This window comes from Marichromatium sp. AB31 (assembly GCF_003718685.1).
Classification (GTDB): domain Bacteria; phylum Pseudomonadota; class Gammaproteobacteria; order Chromatiales; family Chromatiaceae; genus Marichromatium; species Marichromatium gracile.
On record NZ_RHFI01000014.1, the window covers coordinates 15,430 to 31,354 of the forward strand.

Genomic DNA, 15,925 nt, shown 5'->3' on the forward strand with positions numbered 1-15,925 from the left:
GCGGTCGCAAGCGACGGTCTTGAAGGCTGTCCGTCACGGCGGAGAAAGTTATTGGAGGGATGGCAGAGCGGTTGAATGCACTGGTCTTGAAAACCAGCAAGGGTTAACGCCCTTCCAGGGTTCGAATCCCTGTCCCTCCGCCATATCAATCAAGCGCTTGCGGCGCATCTGCTCACGGTTCGCTTGATTCTGGAAACCCGCCTCTCGGCGGGTTTTTTCGTTTTGGGGCCGGTATGACCCGTGGGCACATGAAGCCGGTCGGTTGGGTTGGCCATCCTTGGCAAGCCAACGGCTGAGCCGTCGCTTGACGATGACCTCGATCGTCTTCTGGCGTCGATCGGGCTCGTTTGTTTGCCCGTCGCGACCGCCATCGCTGCCTCGATGACCGGTGAGCGATGGGCAACCCAACCTACGGGGCTGTCAACGCCTCGTTGAGGATTGGGCAGTCTTCTTCACTCGCCCGTCGTTGAATCGCCTCAGCCAAGATCGGATTGTCTTCAGCTCTTTGAATCATGCGTGCTGCAATGTATTGGTCAGAACAGGCAAGGTTGGCGAGATAGCCCGCTTGTTCCTGCAGGAATTTTTCATCACTAGGCGGGTCGGGCCAATTGGAGAAGAGGCCGCATTGATCATAGATTGCCTGTGGGGCTTGCTCCGGTGAAATCACCGTTGGCGTCAACGGTAGATCGAAGGCAATCGACCAGAAAGTTTCGATGCTTGTGGAAATGCGCTCTTTCGCTTCTTCAGAAAGAAGATCAGAGTAAATTTCAAGCTTGGACAAGCTTGAGCCCATCTTTTTGGGAATGATCGGAAGAAATATTACTGATTTTAGGTAGGAAAGTGTTAGGTTGGCATTCTCGAAATCTGTTGAATAAAATTTCGCCCCTTGCAAACTGCTCCCTTGTAGTTGCGCCTCCCTGAGATCGGCCCCCTGCAGTTGCACCCACCTGAGATCGGCCCCCTGCAGTTGCGCCCACCTGAGATCGGCCCCCTGCAGTTGCGCCCCTATGAGATCGGCCCCCTGCAGTTGCGCCCCTATGAGATAGGCCCCCTGCAGTTGCGCCCCTATGAGATCGGCCCCCTGCAGTTGCGCCCCTGTGAGATCGGCCCCCTGCAGTTGCGCCCCTATGAGATAGGCCCCCTGCAGTTGCGCCATGCTGAGATCGGCCCCCTGCAGTTGCGCCTCCCTCAGATAGGCCCCCTGCAGTTGCGCCCACCTGAGATCGGCCCCCTGCAGTTGCGCCTCCCTGAGATCGGCCCCCTGCAGTTGCGCCCACCTGAGATCGGCCCCCTGCAGTTGCGCCCCTATGAGATAGGCCCCCTGCAGTTGCGCCTCCCTGAGATAGGCCCCCTGCAGTTGCGCCCACCTGAGATTGGCCCCCTGCAGTTGCGCCCACCTGAGATTGGCCCCCTGCAGTTGCGCCCACCTGAGATCGGCCCCCTGCAGTTGCGCCCACCTGAGATCGGCCCCCTGCAGTTGCGCCTCCCTGAGATCGGCCCCCTGCAGTTGCACCTCCCTGAGATCGGCCCCCTGCAGTTGCGCCCACCTGAGATCGGCCCCCTGCAGTTGCGCCTCCCTGAGATCGGCCCCCTGCAGTTGCGCCCCTCTGAGATCGGCCCCCTGCAGTTGCGCCTCCCTGAGATCGACATCCCAAAGCGTCGCTCTCCATAAATCCGCATACCGCAAATCGCGATGTCGCAAGTCCAGTGCTTGACCGACGTCTTTCCAGATCTCGGCGCGCTCTTCATCCGTGTCGATATGGGCCGCGTATAGCACCTCGGCGGGTGGGGCCTTTATCATTAATACGCGCTCACGTAAATTCAGGTTACGTTGAAAGAGCCAGTTTATCCACGGTTGGTTTTCACCGATCATCCATTCGATTCCACCTCCCGGCGGAACCATTAGCCCCCATATGACGGATAAAAAGATTAGCGCCAAGGCTGGAGGTACTCTCGCGCCCCTGCGCTGCCATCTCCGGTTCGGACGAATCAGCCTCCCGATCTTTCTCGGCAACCATCTGGATGTCGGCCAGCGAATTCGCCAGCGGCCGGAGCGCGAACTCAGGCGCGGCCAGAGCAGCGCGATGAGCAGCAGATCCAGGGTTATGACGAGCTGATGGTCGAGGGTGATCCAGAAACTGTGATAGGGAAGAAACCGCCATTGAATGGCGGCCAGCAGCAGGATCGGCAAGAGAATCATGGTCACTTTGACCACGACTCGCAGCATCAAGCGGATCAGGCCCGGGTGGTGTCGGCCGATGAGCACATAGCTGAAGACGAGCGGAAAGGGTAGCTCTCGATAGGTGCGTTCTTCCGCCTCGGGAAGCTTCAGCAACAGGGCGTCGAGATTGAAAAGCTTGCGCGAGAGTTGGAAGAACTGCAGCAGCAGGTGAGCGTGGAAGAAGAGCACCAGCCAGGGGATAAAACTATAGAACCCCAGCAACGGCAACTCGATGTCGAGCAGCGGCAGGGTGGCGCCGGTCTCGCGCAGCAGTTGTTCGTCGTCCGTGGAGAAGACGATGACCGCGATATAGAAGCTGAACAGCAGGAAGGTGACATAGAGGTTGCGGACGTGTCGCGCCGCATCGTCGGCGGAGGCCCGTAACAGCGCAAGCTTCGCGAGGACGTCCTGCTCCTCCAGCGCCCAGAGGTTCTCCTTGCCATCCCACCGCCTGGACATCCGCCACCATCCCGGTTACACATCAGGTGTCCCCATTGTAGGGAAGCCCCATCGCCCCGTCATCGCCCGACGCCACGCCGCCCGATATCTGCGCCGACGTCTGGTGATCGGCATCAAGCGCCCTCGGGACACCGAGGCGGTTTTTCATCCCACGCGCGGATGTCGGGCAAGCCGTCCAAGAAGCCGATTCGTCGATGTCGTGGCCGACGGCCCCACCGATATTGCCGGTCGGATGGGCAACGCGCAGCGTGCCCATCATCGCCGCGCGCCGTCTCCAGGTACGGATGTCGGGTTGCCCGCCCCGATCGCCATCGCCTCCCGGTGGCCGCTGAGCGACGGGCAACCCGACCTGCGTGGCTACTGGGCGAGCAATGCGCTCAACCGGGCGACCACCGGGCCCGGCGCGTCGCTGAGATAGAAGTGTCCGCCGGGGAAGGTCTCGACGCGGAAGCCGGCGTCGGTCCAGCGCGACCAGGCATCGGCCTCCTCGGCGTCGAGGTCGGGGTCGTCGCGGCCGCGGAAGACGGTGAGCGGGCAGGGCAGCGGCGGGCGCTCGGGGTCGGGGCGGTAGGTCTCGATCAGGCGGTAGTCCTGGCGCACCGCCGGCAGCACGATGGCGCGGATCTCGGGCAGCGCGAGCAGCTCGGGCGGGGTGCCGCCGAGCGCGGTGAGCGCCGCGCACAGGGTGTCGTCGTCGTGCCGATGGAGGTCGCCGCCGTGGTGGCACTGCGGTGGCTCGCGCGCCGAGATCACCAGCTGCTCGGGCGCGCGCTGTCCCTGGTCGATGAGCGTCTGGGTCAGCTCGTGGGCGAGCGCCCCGCCCATGCTGTGGCCGAACAGCGCCCAGGGACGATCGAGCCAGGGGCGCACGGCACCGGCGAGCTGCCCGACCAGGGTGGGGATGTCCTCGGGCAGCGGCTCGTCGAGCCGGTTCTCGCGCCCCGGCAGACAGACCATCAGCGGCTCGATCCAGTCGGGCAGCAGCGGCGGCCAGTGCTTGAACAGCGCCGGGGTGCCGCCGGCGTGCGGCAGGCAGAACAGCCGCAGCCGCGCTGCCGGGCGCGGTTGCGGGCGGCGGATCCAGCGCCCGGCCGCCGCCGTGGCGGCGGCCGGGGCGAGGTGGCGCGAGGGTTCAGCGCGCATCGCCCGTCACCACGGCGGGGTCCAGCGCGGGCGCGTCCTCCGTCGACCCACCCTCGGGAAAGACCCGCTGGAAGCGGTAGGGCAGCGCCAGCAGCAGGGCGACGACGGCTACCGCCAGCGCGGTCCAGATCACCGAGAGATAGCCGAGCTGCTCTGCCAGCGAAGTGCTCACCGTCGCCGCAACCATCGCAAAACCCATGCTCAGGCTGAACTGCAGGCTGTAGTCGGTGGCCGGGGCGTCGTGCGAGGCGTGGTCCATCATCACCGCCGCCAGCACCGTGGTGGCCGGATTGCAGCAGAGGAAGAAGGCGCCGATGGCGAGCATCACCGTGAGGGTGTCGGTCATCCCCAGCAGCGGCAGCGCGACGGCGCCCACCCCGATGATCTGCAACAGCGCCGCGCCGGTCAGCGCGTTGCGTCGCGCCACGCGGTTGAACACCCAACCCGCGGCCAGCGCGCCGATGATGCCGACCACCGAGCCGAAGACGTTGACGGTGAAGCCGATGCGCTCGACCGACCAGCCGAGATCGACCAGGATCGGGGTCAGCGGGATGAACATCAGGTTGTAGCCGAGCGGGTAGAGCAGCAGCATCGCCAGCCAGTAGCGCCCGGGGCGGGCGCGCAACAGCCCGCCGATGCGTGGCAGCAGCCGGGGCCGCGCGGTCGTCGCCACCGGCCAGCGCGGCTCGCGGAAGACGAGCAGCTGCACCAGCGCCACCCCGGTGGCGAGAGCGAGCACCACCATGCTGCCGACCCATCCCAGATAGGGATAGGCCATCAGCACCACGCCGCCGCCGAGCATGTTGCCGAGCAGTCCGCCGGCGACCTGGATGCCGTTGCCGGTGCCGCGCTCCTCGGCCGGGATCAGCCGGCAGGCGAGCCCGTCGGCGGCGATGTCCTGGGTCGCCGAGAGCAGGGCGACCACCACGCAGAGCAGATAGATGGTGGAGAAATCGTCGATCAGGTCGTAGGCGCCGATCAGCAGGAAGCAGGCCATCATCCCCGCCTGCATCAGCATCAGCCAGCCGCGATAGTGCCCCCAGCGGCGCACGCCGATGCGGTCGACCAGCGGCGCCCAGAGGAACTTGAGCGCCCACAGCAGCCCGAGCATGTAGACCAGGCTGATCTGGTCGAGCGGCGCGCCCTGCTCGCGCAGCAGCGCGGCGAGGGCGATGACGAAGAAGCCGAGCCCGAGGTACTGGGTGGTGTAGAGGCTGGCGAGCAGCCACCAGGTGGACCTCGGGGTCTTGGTCCGGGTTGGATCATTCATCACGGATCAGGTCTCAGAAGAAGTAATTGACGCCGAGCCCGACGGTACGCCCGCGCGCCGGCGCGCCGATCCGCAGGGTCGGGGTGTACTGGTAGGCGTAGAGGTCGTAGTCCTCGTCGAGCAGGTTGTCGGCCCACAGATAGAGCTCGGCGTTGCCGGCGGCGAGGCCGACGCGCAGGTCGAGCTTCTGGTAGGCGTCGAGGTCGAAGGTGTTCTGCGGGTCGCCGGGGCGCTCGCCGACGAAGCGATAGCTGAGCTGGGTGTTGAGGGTGAGCGGACCGAGCCCGCCGACGGCCGGCAGCGGTTTGACGTGGCCGAGGCTCAGGCTCGCGCCCCAGCGCGGCACCTCGGGGACGCGGTTGCCGTCGTCGACGTCGCCGCCGGAGACGCCGACCGCGTCGCTGGTGATCTGGGCGTCGGTATAGCTGAGCGCGGCGGCGAGCGAGAGCCCGTTGTCGAAGGCATAGCGCCCCTCCAGCTCGGCGCCCTTGCTCTCGGTGTCGGCGTTGATCGCGGTGGCGGCGAAGGTGTGGGCGTCGTAGCCGAGCAGGTGGTCGTCCTTCACCCGGTTGAAGAAGAGCGCGCCGTTGAGGGTGAAGCGCCCGTCGAGCGATTCGTGCTTGAAGCCGAGTTCGAGGGTGTTGACGCTCGCCGAGTCGTAGGGCGTGCTGCCCTCGATGCTGGAGGCGTAGTCGTTGAAGCCGCCGGACTTGTGGCCGCGGGCGAGCAGGCCGTAGAGGTTGGTCTCCTCGCTGAGGGCATAGCTCAGCGCCAGTCGCCCGGTGGTGTAGTCGTCGCTGAGGTCGCGCTCGTCGCGGGTCACCGTGGCGCCGCGCCGATAGCTCGCCTCGTAGTCCTTCTCGTCCCAGGAATGACGCACGCCGCCGGTGAGCTTCAGCGCATCGCCGAGCGGATAGGTCAGCTCGCCGAACAGCGCCGCGCTCTGGCTGCTGAAGTCGCGCGCATAGAAGTTGCCGGTCATGGTGTCGAGGGTGTCGAAGGTACGATCGGACTGCGACAGGTGCAGGCCGGTCACCCAGAACACCGGGGCATCGGGCAGCGACGACCAGCGCAGCTCCTGGCTGGTCTCGTCCTGCTCCGAGGTGTCGAGGAAGGCGACCTCGCCGGGGAAACCGAAGACCTGCTCGGTGATGGTGCGGTCATAGGCCTTCCACTTGACGATATCGGTCGAGACCAGCGAGGTGATGAGACTCAGCCGGCTGCCGGCGAGGTCGTGGTTGATCTCCAGCGAGTAGCGCTCGGTCTTGCGCTCGTTGTCGTCGAACAGCCCCGGGGTGAGGTCGTTGGCCGGCTGATCGCCATAGGGTTGGGCGACGATCAGGTTGGCCTGGTGCTCGATCGAGTAGCGCTCGGCCACCAGCGTCGCCTCGGTGCCCGCGCCGATCTCCCACAGCAGGGTGCCGCGCAGGGTCTGCTCGTGCGGGCGCATCAGCGGCTCGCCGTCGCGGCTGTTCTCCACCCAGAGATCCGAGGTGGTGTTGCGATAGGCCACGCGGGCGCTCACCTGCTCGGAGATCGGGCCGCTGAACACCGCCTCGCCCATCTTGCGTCCGAGCTCACCGACCTCGCCGCGCACGTGGCCCTCGAAATAGCGTGTCGGCTTGCGCGTGGTGACATTGATCGCGCCGGCCTCGCTGTTGCGTCCGAACAGGGTGCCCTGCGGCCCCTTGAGCACCTCGATGCGCTCGATGTCGAGCATGCCGAGCGCGAGGTTGCGCGTGGACATCGACACCCCGTCGACGTTCAGCACCACCGAGTTGTCGTCCATGTTGAGCTGGTAGAGCGAGCCGACGCCACGGATGCGCACGTTGGAGTTGTTGGGACCGCCGTCGCCGCTGATGTCGACGCCGGGCACCGTCGCCAGCACCTCCTCGAGGTTGTCGAGACGCTGCTCCTCGAGCTGCTCGCCGCCGAGCACGCTGAGCCCGAAGGGGATCTCCTTGGCCTGCTCCTCGCCGCGTCGGGCGGTGACGGTGATGGTCGACAGCGAGACCGAGGCCTCCCCGGTCTCCGCGCCCGCCGCGTGCGTGGCCACGGGCAGGGTGGTCAGTCCGCTCGCGCCGACGACCAGCGCCAGGATCAATGGCTGGATCTGCTGTGGGGGCGTCATGGAATGCTCTCTCTTGTTCATCTGCGTGCTTCTTTCCTTAGCGATGCATGGGCCTTGCGGGCCTCGGGTGAACACGGGCGCGGGTCGCTCCGTGATGTCGTCGCCCGCCGCTCGGCTGGCGGGAGACGGTTGCCTGGTGTGCCTGTGCCGTTCCATCGCGGCGCTAGGCGCATCGGCATCGCGCAGCGCCCCCGCCGCGGTGCGCGGCGCGGGGCGTGGCTGGCCGACAGCCGCGGGATGGCTGTCATCGGCTGGCTGGAAGGTCGGGTGTGCATGAGGGCGAGGCGGGCTCAGCCGGGGGCGTCCGGTGTGGCGCCTGGCGTGCCGCGTGGTCTCACAGCGCGCCCTCCTCGAAGACCGTCTGCTCCGTCCCCGGGTCGCCGGGCGAGACGGTGCCGAACTCGGCGATCCGCTCGGCGAACGCCGCCAGGGTGGAGGCGCCGAACAGCAGCCGCAGCGGCACCAGGGTGTGGGTGACGCCCTCGCGCCTGAGCCGCTCGACGGTGCGGGTGGCGCCGAGGCTGTCGCCGCCGAGGAGGAAGAAGTCGTCCTCGCGGTGGATGTCGGCGCGCCCGAGGACCTCGGCCCAGATCGCGGCGAGGGCCTGTTCGAGCGGCCCCTGGGGCGGGGTGCGCACGCCTGCGGCGTCGAGCACGTCGAGCCGGGCGGCGAGCGCGCGGCGATCGACCTTGCCGTTGGCGCTGAGATCGAGCCGTTCGAGCGGCAGGATCGAGGTCGGGATCATGTACTCGGGCAGGCGCTGGACGAGGGTCTCGCGCAGTGCCGCGAGCGCCTGCTCGGACTGCACGCCGGGGGCGAGCACCACCGCCGCGCCGAGACGGGGCGGCTGCCCGAGGGTGAGGGCGCAGGCCTCGGTGACGTCGGGCGCGGCGGTGAGCGCGGTCTCGATCTCACCGAGCTCGATACGGTGCCCGCGCACCTTGACCTGCTGATCGGCGCGACCGAGGAACTCCAGGAGCCCGTCGGGGTGATAGCGGCCGATGTCGCCGGTGCGATACCAGCGCGCCCCGGCGCGGGTGACGAAGCGCTCGGCGGTGCGCTCGGCATCGCCGCGATAGCCGCTGGCCAGTCCCGCCCCGCCGATCCACAGCTCGCCGGGGACCCAGTCGGGGCAGTCGCGTCCCTGGGCGTCGACCACGCGATAGCACTGATTGGGCAGCGGTCGGCCATAGGGGATCGAGTTCCAGCCCGGGAGCGGCTCGGGTGCGGGCTCGAAGGCGTTCGACCAGATCGCCGCCTCCGTCGCCCCGCCCATCGCCACCATGCGGCAACCGCCGTCGGTGGCGGCGTCGAGCCGCGCCGGCAGGTCGCGGGCGATCCAGTCGCCCGAGACCAGCGCCAGGCGCAGCCCGAGCGGGTGCTCGTCCGTCCCGGCGAGGCTCAACAGCATCTCCAGCAGCACCGGCACCGAGTTCCACAGCGTCACCCGGTGGCGCGCGATCAGCGCGCGCCAGACGGCGGCATCGCGCCGCGCCGTCTCCGGCACGCAGACCAGCGCGCCGCCGACCTGCGAGGGGCCGAAGAGGTCATAGACCGAGAGATCGAAGTCGAGCGCCGAGACCGCCAGCACCCGATCCTCCGGCCCGACGCCGTAGCGCTGGTTGATCGCATCGATGGTGTTGGCCGCGGCCAGATGGGTGACCTCCACCCCCTTGGGCTCGCCGGTCGAGCCGGAGGTGAAGATCACATAGGCCGGGCTGCTCGGCGCCACCGCGATCGGCGCGGGCAACGGCGCGTGGGCTTGGGCCTGCGCGATCGTCTCGGCATCGAGCACCAGCCCGACCCCGGCGCGCTCGAGGATGCGCGCGCGTCGCGCCGACGGCTGCTCGACCCCGATCGGGACATAGCACCCCCCGGCGGCGAGCACCCCGAACACCGCCGCGACCTGGGTCGCGCCGCGCGGCAGCGACACGGCCACCGCCTCGCCCGGGGCGAGTCCGGCGGCGCGCAGCCAGCCGGCGATGCGCAGCGCCGCGGCGGCGAGTTCGCCGTGGTCGATCACCCGCTCGCCGTCGAACAGCGCCGGGCGCCCGGGCTCGCGCCGCGCGGTGGCGAAGAGCCCGGCGTGGAGCAGACGCGGGGCGAGCGCCAGCGCGGTGGCGTTGACCTCGCTGCGGACCCGACGCTGCGCCTCGGGGAGCGGCAGCATCGCCGGCTCGGACCAGGCCCGTTCGCTGCGCGCCAGACGCGTGAGCAGCTCGGTGTAGGCCGCGAACATGGCGTCGATCATGCCCTCGGGGAACAGCGCCTCGACCGCGTCCCAGGCGAGCAGCAGGGCGCCGTCCTGTTCGTAGACCTGATGGTCGAGCCACACCTGCGGGGTCTGCGAGATCATGTACTCGAACGCGCCGAGGGTCGCGCGGGTGTCGTCGTCGAGCAGCGGCGCGCCGAGGTTGCAGGCGAACACCACCGGGGCGGCGAAACCGTCGCCGCCACGCAGGTGGGCGAGGTCGCGCTGCACCCGCACGCCGCAATAGCCGGCGTGGGCCATGTCGGCATGGAACTGGCGCTGGACCGTCGCGGCGCGCGCGGCGAAGTCGCGCGGCGTGGCGCAGTCGACCTCGAGCAGCAGCAGGCTGGTGAAGTCGGCCACCGCCTCGGCCGCGCCGGGGAGGTCGTCGTGGCGGTCGAACAGCGGCAGGTTGAGCGAGAGCCTGGGCTCGGCGCTCCAGCGTGCGAGCACCTCGGCATAGGCGGTGGCGAGCACCAGCGCCGGGGTCAGACCGCGGGCCTGGGCGCGCTCGCCGAGGCGTCGCCAGTCGGCGACATCGAGCCAGTGCCGACGGCGGCGGAAGCGGGGTCGGTCGATCGTCTCCGGGGCCTGGCGCAGCGGGAGTTGCGGACCGGCGGGGAGGGTCGCGGCGCGTGCCCGCCAGTAGTCGCGATCGGCCTCACGGCGCGGCGCGGCGCGCGTCTCGACCGCCGCCAGATAGTCCGCGAAGCTCCACCCGGCGGGCGCCGCCGGGGGCGCGTCCGCGGCGTAGAGCCTGGCCAGATCGCGCAGCAGGATGCGCAGGCTCTCGACATCGGCCACCAGCAGGTCGAGGTCGAGATGGACCCGACCGCGACCCTCGGGCAACAGGCTCAGCGCAAGCCCCGCGACCTCGCCGCGCTCGACGGCGAGACGGCGGTGCGAGAGCGCCTCGCGGATCGTCTCCAGGCGTTGCGCGCGGCTCGCCGGGTCGAGCGTGCGCAGGTCGTGGACGGCGAGCGGCGCGCAGCCGCTCTGCGCCGCGATCCGCTGGCGTCCCTGGTCGTCGAAGCGCGCGCGCAGCATCGGGTGATGGGCGAGCAGGGCGCGCCAGGCGGCGTCGAGCCGCGCCGGGTCGAGCGCGTCGCCATCGAGTTCGAGATAGGCGTGACAGCCGACCCCGCCGAGCGGCTGGCCGTCCTGCCGACCGATCCAGTAGGCGTGCTGGACGTCGGTCAGCGCGAAGGGCGCGGCGGGGTCGTGCCGGGGCGCTGTCGGCGCCGGCGCTGTCGGCGCCGACGCGGCGCCGAGCAGCCCCTGCCAGGCGGCGAGCGTGGGGCGCTCGATCAGCTCGGCGAAGCCGATCTCGGCGCCGGCGCGACGCCACTGGCTGACCAGCCGCATCACGTGCAGCGAGTCGAGCCCGAGCGCGATCAGGTTGTCCTCGGCGGCGACCTCGGCGGCGGGCAGCGGCAGCAGCGCGCAGACCTGCTCGCGCACCGTCTCGGGGGCGATGGCGGCGCAGGTACTCATGACGCGCGGGCCTCCTCGGGCTGGTCGTTGGCGGCCAGCGCCGGGGCGAACAGGGTGGCGCAGACCCCGGCGAGCTTCTCGCGGGTCTCCTGCAGCTCGCGCTGCGGGGTGGAGAGTGCGATCAGCCCGGCACCGGCCTGCAACCACTGCCGGCCGTCCTGCTCGTAGAAGGCGCGCAGCACCAGCGCCGCGTCGAGGGTGCCGTCGCTGTCGACGGTGAGCACCGAGCCGCTGTAGAGCCCGCGTGGCTGTGTCTCGTGACGGCCGATGGCGTCGATCGCCTCGCGCTTGGGGATGCCCGAGGCGGTGACCGCCGGGAACAGCGACTGGAAGGCGTGCCAGGGGTTGGCGCCGGGGGCGAGCCGACCGCCGGCGCGCGAGCCGAGGTGCTGTACCGAGCCGCGTCGCGCCACCGACATCAGCTCCGAGACCTGGATGGTCCGCGGGTCGCAGACCGCCTCCAGCTCCTCGAACGAGAGCTTGACCGAGATGGCGTGCTCGGCGACCTCCTTGAGATCGGTGAGCAGCTCGGCGCGCAGCGCCGACTCCTCCTCCGGGGTCTCGCCGAGCGCGCGGGTACCGGCCAGCGGCTGGGTGCTCACCCAGCCCTCGGCCGAGACCTCGAGCACCGTCTCCGGGCTGAATCCGGCGGCGCGGAAGCCCGGCCACAGCAACAGGAAGGAGCGCGCCGGGGTGTTGTTGCGTCGCCCGGCGAGATAGCTGGTGATCGGGTCGATCGGCTCGGGGATGCCGACCCGGCGCGACAGGATCACCTTCTGGTACTGGCCGTCCTGGATCTCGGCCACCGCCGCGGCGACCATCTGCTGATAGGCCTCGCCGTGCTCGTGGGCGACCGGGGCCTGGACCGCGCGCACCGGCAGGTCGGGGGTCTCGGGTCGGTCGCTGTCGAGCCGTCCGAGGGTCTCGGCGAGGGCGTCGAGGTCCTGCTGCGAGAGCCCGCGCAGCAAGGCCTCGCCCTCGCGCAGCCGGATCTCGCGCGCGGGCACCACCAGTTGCAGCAGCTCGGTGCGGGTGTCCGCGTCGGGCAGGCCGTGGAAGCGTCGCGCAAGCTCGAAGCGGGCCATGCCGTAGGCGCGCCAGCCGCTGAAGGGCAGTGCCGCGAGCGCCGCCTCGACCGCGCTGGGGAAGTCCTCGAGCGGCCAGCTCCGCGTCTCCTCGTCGTAGCGGATACGCACCCGTTCGAGGTTGAGGTCGAGGCGTGCGGCGACGCCGATGCCCAGCGACCACTCGCCGTCGCGCTCGTAGAGCGTCAGGGTGTCGTCGAGCCCGGCCTGGGCGAGACGCGTGGCCAGTTGCAGCGGGTCGCCGACGATGCGCAGCCGGTGCTCGAGATAGGCGCGCGGCGCGGGGCGCTCGGTCGCCGGTTGCAAGCGCGTGCGCAGCGCCTGTTTGTCGATCTTGCCGATCGCCGTCAGCGGCCAGCCGTCGAGGTGCTCCAGACGGTCGGGCCACTTGTGACGGGGCAGATCGCGCGCGGCGAGAAAGCGGTGGAGCGCGGCGAGATCGAGTGTCGGGTCGTCGCCGAGCACGCAGGCGCAGGCGCTCTCGCCGAGTCGTGGATCGGGCAGCGCCACCAGCGCCGCCTCGCGGATCGCCGGGTGCTCGACGAGCAGGGCCTCGATCTCGGCGGCGGCGATCTTCTCCCCGGCGCGGTTGATCTGGTCCTTGATCCGTCCCTCGACGACGAGCGCGCCCTCGGCGGTGCGTCGCACCTTGTCGCCGGAGCGGTAATAGCCATCGCTGGTGAAGGCGATGCGGTTGTGGGCCTCGGCGCGATAGTAGCCACGGATGGTATAGGGGCCGCGCACCAGCAGCTCGCCGGCCTCGCCGGGGGCGACCTCGTGACCATTCGCGTCGACGATGCGGACATCGTCGTCGGCGCACATCGGTCGCCCCTGGGTGTGCAGCACGATGCTGTCGGGATCGTCGAGCCCGGTGAAGCAGAGCAGCCCCTCGGCCATGCCGAAGACCTGTTGCAGCGTGCAGCCGAGTTCGGGGCGGATGCGCGCGGCGGTCTCGGGCTCGAGTCGGGCGCCGCCGACCTGGAGCACCTGGAGGCTCGACAGGTCGGTGTCGTCCCACTCGCGCGCCTGCAGCCACAGCGGCACCAGCGCCGGGACCAGCGCGGTGTGGGTGACGCGCTCGCGGGCGATCAGCGGGAAGGTCTCGTCGAAGCCCGGGGTGCGGGCGAGCACCACCCGGCCGCCGGCGCAGAAGGTGCCGAGGATGCCGGGGCTGGCGAGCGGGAAGTTGTGGGCCACCGGCAGCGCGGCGAGATAGACGCTGTCGGCGTCGAGCCCGCTGATCTCGGCGGCGCGCCGGGCGTTGTAGGCGTAGTCGACATGGGTGCGCGGGATCAGCTTGGGCACGTCGGTGGTGCCGCCGGAGAGCAGCAGCAGCGCGATCGACTCGGGGTCGGGCCGGGGCAGGTCGAGGGGCTCGGCGTCGAGCGCGGCGAAGGCGGTGTGCGGCCCGGCCTCGCCGACCACGACGATCTCCTGCAGGCTCGGCAGCCCGGCCTGGATGCGCTCGGCCAGGGCGCGATGATCGAAGCCGTGGAAGCGGTCCGGGACGACGCAGGCGACCGGCTCGGCCAGCGCGCCGAGCGCGGCCAGCTCGCGCTCGCGCAGCGCGGTCATCACCATGATCGGCACCGCGCCGAGGCGCAGCAGCGCCAGGGTGGTGAGCACCAGCGGCAGGTCGTTGGGCAGCTGTACCAGCACCCGGTCGCCGAGCGCGATGCCGCGCCCGTGCAGCGCCGCGGCGAGACGGTCGACACGGGCGTCGAGCGCGGCGTAGCTCAGGCGCGCGTCGCCGGCGATCAGCGCGGTGCGCTCGCCCTGGGTCACGGCCCAGCGGCGCAGTTGCTCGCCCAGGGGCAGCGGTTCCCAGTAGCCTTTGTCCCGATAGCTTTGCGCCGTCTCGGGCGGCCAGAACGCGAGGGTGTGGTCCATGGAGGGTCTCCGGGGTTGTCGGGCGAGAGAACGATGCGCCATCTGCACCGTGCAGGGACGGATGGCTGAAGGCTTATTTGATATCAATTATCATTTGCTATATCGGTGGCCGACTCCCCGGATCGGCAGCCGTGAACCCCGATCGGGATTCTTCCCGGCGGAGATCGGATCGGCGCTCCAGGCGCGATGTCGGATGGAGGATGACGTGAGTGTTGGATGGTGACTGGCGCGAGTGCCCCTGGTCCGGGGTCGAGTCGGTGCTGGCCGGCGGGCTGGATCGGCCCCTGGTGGTGATGGCGCCCCTGGCGCCGAGCGGCGAGGCGCTCGCGCCCTGGCTGTCGGCGGCGGAGCGGGCGCGTTGCGCGCGCTATCGCCGGCCCGCCGACCGGCTGCGTTGCGCGAGCGCGCACGCGCTCAAGCGGCGGGTGCTGGCGGCGCTGCTCGGTGAGTCACCCGGGGCGTTGGCGCTGGTGTGCGAGGCCCACGGCAAGCCCGCGCTGGCGAGCGGCGCGCTCGCCTTCAACCTGTCGCACGCCGGCGACTGGGTGGCGCTCGCCTGCGACCCAAGTGGGGCGGTCGGGGTCGATCTGGAGCAACCGGCGGTGCGCCGCGGCGGTATCGCGGGGATCACCATCGGCCACCCGGAGGATCGGCTGGTGCCGGCGCCGGTGTCGGCCGAGCAGGGCTTCTACACCGCCTGGACGCTGAAGGAGGCGATCGCCAAGGGCGTCGGTCTCGGGCTCGGGATCGAGTTCGCCGCACTGGCGCTTCGCCCCGAGGGCGACGGGCGCTATCGCTGTCGCTGGCGCGGGCGTTGCTGGCAGGCGCGCCACCGGTGTCTCGACAGCGGCGTGCATCTGGCGCTGGCCTGCGCGCGTCCCTGGACGCAGGTGGATTGGTGGCAACTGAACTGGGACGCGGCTCAGTCGGCGCCGGCGTTGCCGAGATAGTGCTTGCGGGTCTCGCTCGGCAGCACCCCGAACTGCTTGCGGAAGGCGGCGCTGAAGTGGCTGATGTTGCTGTAGCCGAGCATCAGTGCGGTCTCGGTGACGCTGTGCTGGCGCAGCAGTTGGCGGGCACGGTCCATGCGATGTTGCTGGAAGAGGGCGTAGATGCTGGTGCCGAACAGCGCCTTGAAGCCCTGCTTGAGCTTGAGCTGGTTGAGCCCGGTGTCCTGGGCCAGCTCGGCGATGGTCGGCGGTTCGCTGAGGTTGCTGAGCAGACGCTCGCGCGCGGCGAGCAGACAACGGCGCTCGCGCAGCGGGGTGCGCGGATCGCGTTCGTCGGGGGTGAGCCCGTGCAGCAGCCAGCCGAGATACTCGAGCGCGGCGGCGTGCAGCAGCAGCGGCTCGGGTTGCTGGATACGCTGGGCGAGGCGGGTGGCGGCGGCGATGGTGCGGTTGCCGGGACGGCTGGCGCGCATCAGGAAGCCCTGCGCGATCGCCTCGCTGACCTGGCCGAAGTCCTCGCCGACGAGTTCGCCGAGCAGCTCGGGGCTGAGCGCCAGATCGATCTGCTGGTACTGGGCGCCGTAACGTACCGCGAAGCGTTCGTCCGGGGCGTAGCCGATGCAGCCCTCGCCGACCTTGGGGCAGAACACCCGATCGCGCACCCGCGCCTGCGAGGCCTCGCGCAACAGACAGGTGAAGTGCACCTGGTGGCTGGTGTTGACCACCACCGCCTGGGTCTCGCGCTGTCCGTTACCGCTGTAGAGCGCGGCGGTCATCCCCGGACAGACCTCGATCGACCAGCCCTGGACGCCCGGCAGGGCCTCGTGGACCCGCGGTGCGGGTCTGGGCAGACGGTGCCCCGCCGCGGACGATGATTCCTGTAGACAAGACATTCCTCCCTCCTGAACGCAATGACCGCTGGCGTCGGTCGTGATGGGGTCGCCGACACGGGCAGCGCCCACGCGATCGCGGTGGACGGCGCGGGCACGACCCTGTTGGGGATGGGGGAGTATCGTAAACAAGAATTAATC

At 69.8% G+C, this 15,925-nt stretch carries 9 protein-coding genes and 1 tRNA gene; 2 read left to right on the top strand and 8 right to left on the bottom strand.

Annotated elements, in window-relative coordinates:
* Positions 1-53 precede the first annotated feature (53 nt).
* Positions 54-143 (top strand) — tRNA-Ser (locus EBL84_RS11350).
* 266 nt (positions 144-409) lie between these two features.
* Here the strand turns inward: EBL84_RS11350 and EBL84_RS11355 are convergent.
* The 7 genes from EBL84_RS11355 to EBL84_RS17525 all read right to left on the bottom strand — a co-directional run bounded on the left by EBL84_RS11355 (position 410) and on the right by EBL84_RS17525 (position 13,944).
* The gene (locus tag EBL84_RS11355; protein WP_123140917.1) at positions 410-2,680 is read right to left on the bottom strand and encodes a pentapeptide repeat-containing protein; all 2,271 of its coding nucleotides are present in this window, start codon (positions 2,678-2,680) and stop codon (positions 410-412) included.
* A gap of 22 nt (positions 2,681-2,702) precedes the next feature.
* Positions 2,703-2,939, bottom strand: a complete 237-nt coding sequence (locus EBL84_RS11360; protein WP_123140918.1) for a hypothetical protein — start codon at positions 2,937-2,939, stop codon at positions 2,703-2,705.
* Positions 2,940-3,037: 98 nt separating this feature from the next.
* Entirely contained in the window at positions 3,038-3,823 is a 786-nt protein-coding gene (locus tag EBL84_RS11365) for a thioesterase II family protein (protein WP_123140919.1), read from the bottom strand.
* A complete protein-coding gene (locus EBL84_RS11370; protein ID WP_123140920.1) occupies positions 3,813-5,093 on the bottom strand; it encodes an MFS transporter in 1,281 nt (426 codons plus the stop codon). The genes EBL84_RS11365 and EBL84_RS11370 overlap by 11 nt, the downstream gene beginning before the upstream one ends.
* 13 nt (positions 5,094-5,106) lie before the next feature.
* On the bottom strand, positions 5,107-7,224 hold the full coding sequence (locus EBL84_RS11375; RefSeq protein ID WP_123140921.1) for a TonB-dependent receptor: 2,118 nt from the start codon (positions 7,222-7,224) through the stop codon (positions 5,107-5,109).
* A 334-nt stretch (positions 7,225-7,558) separates the two neighbouring features.
* Entirely contained in the window at positions 7,559-10,969 is a 3,411-nt protein-coding gene (locus tag EBL84_RS11380) for a non-ribosomal peptide synthetase (RefSeq protein WP_123140922.1), read from the bottom strand.
* Positions 10,966-13,944, bottom strand: coding sequence for a salicylate synthase (locus tag EBL84_RS17525; protein WP_123140923.1), 2,979 nt, complete (start codon positions 13,942-13,944; stop codon positions 10,966-10,968). The genes EBL84_RS11380 and EBL84_RS17525 overlap by 4 nt, the downstream gene beginning before the upstream one ends.
* 209 nt (positions 13,945-14,153) lie before the next feature.
* On the opposite strand from EBL84_RS17525, the gene EBL84_RS11390 reads away from it, so the two are divergent.
* Positions 14,154-14,894: a 4'-phosphopantetheinyl transferase superfamily protein gene (locus EBL84_RS11390; protein WP_148040293.1), complete on the top strand. Its 741-nt coding sequence runs from the start codon at positions 14,154-14,156 to the stop codon at positions 14,892-14,894.
* On the opposite strand, the gene EBL84_RS11395 is transcribed toward EBL84_RS11390, so the two are convergent.
* Positions 14,867-15,787 carry an AraC family transcriptional regulator gene (locus EBL84_RS11395; RefSeq protein WP_123140925.1) on the bottom strand — a complete coding sequence of 307 codons (921 nt, stop codon included), beginning with the start codon at positions 15,785-15,787 and terminating at the stop codon, positions 14,867-14,869. The genes EBL84_RS11390 and EBL84_RS11395 overlap by 28 nt on opposite strands.
* Positions 15,788-15,925 lie beyond the last annotated feature (138 nt).